Here is a 4,938-nt window from a genome sequence, read left to right as displayed (position 1 = left end):
AGCTTTCAATAGAGATGCGTCGATACCGAGCACTTTGCGCCGGAAAGCGACGCCGCGATTCCGTCCCGCGAACGCGATTTTCCGCCCCGGTGCGATTGACAGGTTCCGATACTTGCGCAAACAATGAATACGCATTCACGACGGGTTGGCCTCGGGGGCCGGCTTGGCGGCAAAGGCAGGGAGAAACCGATGAATCGCATCCTCTTGACTACCCTCACGTCACTTGTAGCGCTCGGCTATCTCGCCGTTCCGGCGGGCGCCCAGACGGCCGAGGAAGGTCTGGCCAAGGCCAGGGAGAACCTGGCCAAGTACACCAGCAAGCCGGAGTTCGTTGCCCCGGGCGACCCCTTCGATGCCAAGTCCTGCGCCGCCGGCAAGAAGATGATGTCGATTCCGAACAACAGCGCGAACCCCTTCCTCAAGGGCATCATCGATCGCATGAAGGCGGTGGGCGCCGACCTGGGCCTTGAGGTTGTCGAGGGCCAGAACCAGGGCACTCCGGCCGAGTGGGTGCAGCAGGTTGAACTGGCGACCCGCGAGAAGTACGCCATCATTGACCTCATCTCCGGCATCGATCCCGGTTCGATCGAGCCGTCGCTGCAGGCGGCCAAGGATGCGGGCGTCAAGGTGATGACCTCGCACTTCTACGACCCGACTTTCGAACAGCATCCGGTGGTCTCCAGTTCGCTGACGATCGGCTTCGGCGAAATCGGCCGCATCCTTGCCGACTGGGCCACAGTCGTTACCGACGGCAACCCGCAGGTTGCCATCATCGTCTCGCGCGACGTGCCGCCGACCATCCCGCTCGTCGAGGAGTTCACCAAGCAACTCGCCGCGGTCGCGCCGAACGGCAAGATCGTGCAGGAGATCAACGTCGGCGTCACCGAATGGGGCACCAAGATCCAACCGGGCGTGCAGACGGCGCTCCAGGCCAATCCGGACATCAACGTGGTCATCCCGATCTACGACTCGATGTCCCAGTTCGTGGTTCCCGCCATCCGCCTCGTCGGCCGCACCGGCGACGTCAAGGTCGGCACGTTCAACGGTACCCCGTTCGTCCTCGACTACATCCACTCCGGCGAAGTCGACATGGATATCGGCGAAAGCCTCGACTGGATTGCCTACGCGACCGTCGATGGGCACCTGCGTGATGCGTGCGGTTTGCCTAGCCCGTCGGCGCTCAACGTGCCGTTCTATATCTTCGACAAGTCCAATATCGCCGATGCGGGCAATCCGGCCCAGTTCGACACCGGCTATGGCGACGCCTACAAGTCCGGCTTCCGCAAGCTCTGGGGTATCGAGTAAGCAGCAACCATGTCGGATCACGCCTATCGGGGTCCGGCCGACAACCCGGGAGCGCCCACGGCGCTCCCGGTCCTCTCCGTCCGGCACCTCTCCAAGACTTTCGGCGGCGCCCGCGCGCTTCGCGACGTCTCGTTCGACGTCATGCCGGGGCAGGTGCATGGCCTGCTCGGCAAGAACGGCTCGGGCAAGTCGACGCTGGTGAAGATACTCGCCGGCTTTCATGCTCCCGATCCGGGCGGCAGTCTCCGCTTCAATGGCGAGGACGTCGCACTGCCGCTCAGCCCGGGCGATTTCCGCCGCCTGGGCATGGCCTTCGTGCACCAGAACCTGGGGCTCGTACCGTCGCTGACAGTGCTTGAGAACCTGCGGCTGGTGCAATTGACCAGCGGCAGGCGGCCGTTCATCAACTGGGGCGAGGAGACGAAGGCGGCGCGTGCCGCGCTTGCCCGCTTCGGGGTCGATCTGGACCCCGAGGAACGCATCGACCGGCTGACTCCGGTGCAGCGGGCGCTGCTCGCCATCGTTCGCGCCTTCGAGGAAATCGAACACTCGCGCGCCAGCACCGGCAGACCCGGTCTGGTCCTGCTCGACGAGCCGACGCCGTTCCTGCCCGCCTCGGGCGTTGCCCAGCTGTTTTCCCTGGTCCGCTCGATCACGAAATCCGGCTCGAGTGTTGTCTTCATCTCGCACGATATCGACGAAGTGCTCGAAATCACCGACGAAATCACCGTCCTGCGCGACGGCGAACGGGTCGGCGAACTCAGGCGCCAGGACGCGACGCACGAGAAGGTGGTCGAGATGATCGTCGGTCGCTCCATCGCCCGCGGACGGCCTGAACGGCCCGAGAGGAGTGCCGCGCCGGTCTACGCCCGTTTCTCGGGCCTCGCCGGCAAGATGCTGCAGGCCTCGCACCTGCAGGTGCACAAGGGCGAGATTCTCGGCCTCACCGGCCTCATCGGCTCGGGCTACGAGGAGGTCCCGTATCTCGCTTTTGGGGCCCGACCGGCGCGATCGGGCGATATCACCGTCGAGGGCCGCACCTTCGCCCAGTCCGCGCTCAGTCCGCGCCGGGCGATCGAAATGGGCTTTGCCCTGCTTCCCGCCGACCGCCAGGGCGCGAGCGGTGTCGACAGCCTGCCGATCGTCGACAACATGTTCCTGCCCGATGTCGGCCGCTTCTTCCGCGGCGGCCTGATGCGCAACGGCGCCATGGTGCGCGAGGCACGCGACCTCGGCGCGGCGTTCGAGGTGCGTCCGAACGATCCGGGGTTGAAGCTGTCGGCCTTGTCCGGCGGAAATGCCCAGAAGGTCTTGATCGCGCGCTGGATGAACCGCTCGCCTGCGCTGCTCCTGCTGGACGAACCGACCCAGGGCGTCGACGTGGGTACCCGGCAGCAGATCTTTGCGGCGCTGCGCAAGGCGGCTTCCGAGGGCATGTCGGTGATCTGCGCCAGTTCCGAGGCCGAGCAACTGGCTGAAGTCTGCGACCGGGTGCTGATCTTCGCCAAGGGCCGCATCTGCCGCGAACTCACCGGTGCCGAGCTCACCAAGGACGGCATCTCCGAGGCCTGCTATCAGTCGGCCGCCATCCCCTTCGATGACCCCATTCCCACAACGAGCCGACACGCGCCATGACCGACGTCATCAAGACCGCCCCTGCTGCCAAGGCGTCCGTCAACTATGCCCGTCAGTTCGAGCGCATCGCCCTGCTGCTGGTCTGGGCCATCCTGATCGCCATCTTCAGCGCCATGATGCCGACCTTCTTCAGGTGGGGCAATTTCTCGATCATGTTCGCCTCGTACGCGCCGGCCGCGCTGCTGGCGCTGGCGATCATCATACCGCTTACCGCCGGCGACTACGACCTTTCGGTCGGCGCCACCCTGACGTTATCGGCTTCGACGATCGCAGTGCTCAACGTCTGGCAGGACCTGCCTATCGGACTGGTACTGCCGATCGTGCTGGGCATCGGTGTGCTGGTGGGGCTGGTCCACTCGCTCTTCATCATCTACTTCCGCGTTCCATCACTGGTCGTGACCCTGGGCTCGACGTCGCTGATGAGCGGCATCGTGCAGTGGATGACCAATTCCTCCACCATCGGCGGCATCGACAACGCCCTGATCAATGCGGTCGTAGGCCAGCGCCTGTTCGGCATCCCTCTCGCGTTCTACTACGCGATCGCCGCGGCCCTCGTGCTCTGGTACGTGTTCGACTACACGCCGCTTGGCCGTCGCCTGTTGTTCGTCGGGCGCGGTCGCGAAGTGGCCCGCCTCAACGGCATCGCGGTGGATCGGGCGCGCGTCGGGGCACTGGTGTCTTCGGCGGTTCTGGCATCCGCGGCGGGCATTCTCTATGCCGGCGTGCTTGGCTCAGCCGATCCCTATTCCGGCCTCAACTACCTGTTGCCGGCCTTCGCCGCCGCCTTCCTCGGCGCGACGACCATCCAGCCGGGTCGCTTCAACCCGTGGGGCACGATCATCGCAGTCTATTTCCTCGCCACCGGCATCACCGGGCTGTCGATGCTGGGGATTCCCCTGTGGGTCACCAATGTGTTCAATGGCGGCGCGCTGATCCTGGCGGTCACCATCTCGCAGATCACCCGTGGGCGCGAAGCGTCGGATATCGGATAACGCAGCACAGGTTCGGGCGGGCGGGGGCCACGCGAGCTTCGCCGTTGACGGCCGGAACGTCGCTCGGGGTCGACGGCCGCCGGACCGCCGGGAAGGGGAAAGACCATGAAGATCCGTGCCGCAGTTCTGGAACAGTCGGGGCTCCCCGCCCCCTACGCCGACAGTCGCCCGCTGAAGGTGCGCGACGTCGAACTGGCCGGGCCGGGCGAGGGCGAGGTGCTGGTGCGCGTTGTCGCTGCCGGGCTCTGCCACTCCGATCTTTCGGTCATCGACGGGAATCGTCCGCGCCCCCTGCCAATGGTACTGGGCCACGAGGCCGCCGGCGTCGTTGAGGAACTCGGTACCGGGGTGCATGACCTCAGCGTGGGAGACCATGTGGTATTTGTCTTTGTGCCCAGTTGCGGCAGCTGCGAGTGCTGCATCGATGCCCGCCCGGCGCTCTGCATCCCCGGTGCCGCCGCAAACGGCGCGGGGACGCTGCTTTCCGGTGCGCGCCGCCTGAGCCAGGCGAGCGGGGGTCATCCTCTCAACCACCACCTTGGCGTCTCCGGCTTCGCCGAATACGCTACCGTGGCCCGCAACTCCCTGGTGAAGGTCGACCGATCGCTGGCCTTCGAACATGCGGCCCTGTTCGGCTGTGCCGTGTTGACCGGAGTTGGGGCCGCGCTGAACGGCGCGAGAGTCCGACCGGCCGACCGGGTGGCCATCATCGGGCTGGGAGGGGTTGGTGCGGCGGCCCTGCTTGGTGCGCGCGCCGCCGGGGCCGAGCGCGTTGTCGCCGTCGACATCTCGAGGGAAAAGCTCGACATCGCTCTGGCTCTCGGTGCAACCGATGCCGTTCTTGCCTCCGATGCGGATGCCGCCGCGGCCATCCGGGAGATGACGGGCGGCGGCGTGGACCATGCCATCGAACTCGCCGGTTCCGTGGCGGCGCTGCAGCTTGGCTACCAGATCATCCGGCGCGGCGGGGAACTGACCACGGGCGGATTGCCGCCTCCCCAGGCAA

General features: G+C 66.0%; 4 protein-coding genes. All 4 read left to right on the top strand.

Annotated elements, in window-relative coordinates; genetic code table 11:
- Positions 1-189 precede the first annotated feature (189 nt).
- Complete coding sequence (locus ACE3TU_RS18785; protein ID WP_374627005.1) at positions 190-1,305, top strand: sugar ABC transporter substrate-binding protein; 1,116 nt, start codon at positions 190-192, stop codon at positions 1,303-1,305.
- A gap of 9 nt (positions 1,306-1,314) precedes the next feature.
- On the top strand, positions 1,315-2,940 hold the full coding sequence (locus ACE3TU_RS18780) for a sugar ABC transporter ATP-binding protein (protein WP_374627003.1): 1,626 nt from the start codon (positions 1,315-1,317) through the stop codon (positions 2,938-2,940).
- Positions 2,937-3,932 (top strand): ABC transporter permease, encoded by a 996-nt coding sequence (locus ACE3TU_RS18775; protein WP_374627001.1) that lies wholly within the window; start codon positions 2,937-2,939, stop codon positions 3,930-3,932. Before ACE3TU_RS18780 ends, ACE3TU_RS18775 begins: the two co-directional genes overlap by 4 nt.
- Positions 3,933-4,037: 105 nt before the next feature.
- On the top strand, positions 4,038-4,938 hold a 901-nt coding region (locus tag ACE3TU_RS18770; protein ID WP_374626999.1), incomplete at its 3' end, for an alcohol dehydrogenase catalytic domain-containing protein.

It is taken from the genome of Devosia sp., from assembly GCF_041917035.1.
Classification (GTDB): domain Bacteria; phylum Pseudomonadota; class Alphaproteobacteria; order Rhizobiales; family Devosiaceae; genus Devosia_A.
This window is presented reverse-complemented; position numbering and strand designations above follow the sequence as displayed.

Excerpts from the sequence above, each read along its gene's own strand:
- ACE3TU_RS18775 (WP_374627001.1), top strand. The coding sequence starts at position 2,937 with ATGACCGACGTCATCAAGACCGCCCCTGCTGCCAAGGCGTCCGTCAAC.
- ACE3TU_RS18785 (WP_374627005.1), top strand. The coding sequence starts at position 190 with ATGAATCGCATCCTCTTGACTACCCTCACGTCACTTGTAGCGCTCGGC.
- ACE3TU_RS18780 (WP_374627003.1), top strand. The coding sequence starts at position 1,315 with ATGTCGGATCACGCCTATCGGGGTCCGGCCGACAACCCGGGAGCGCCC.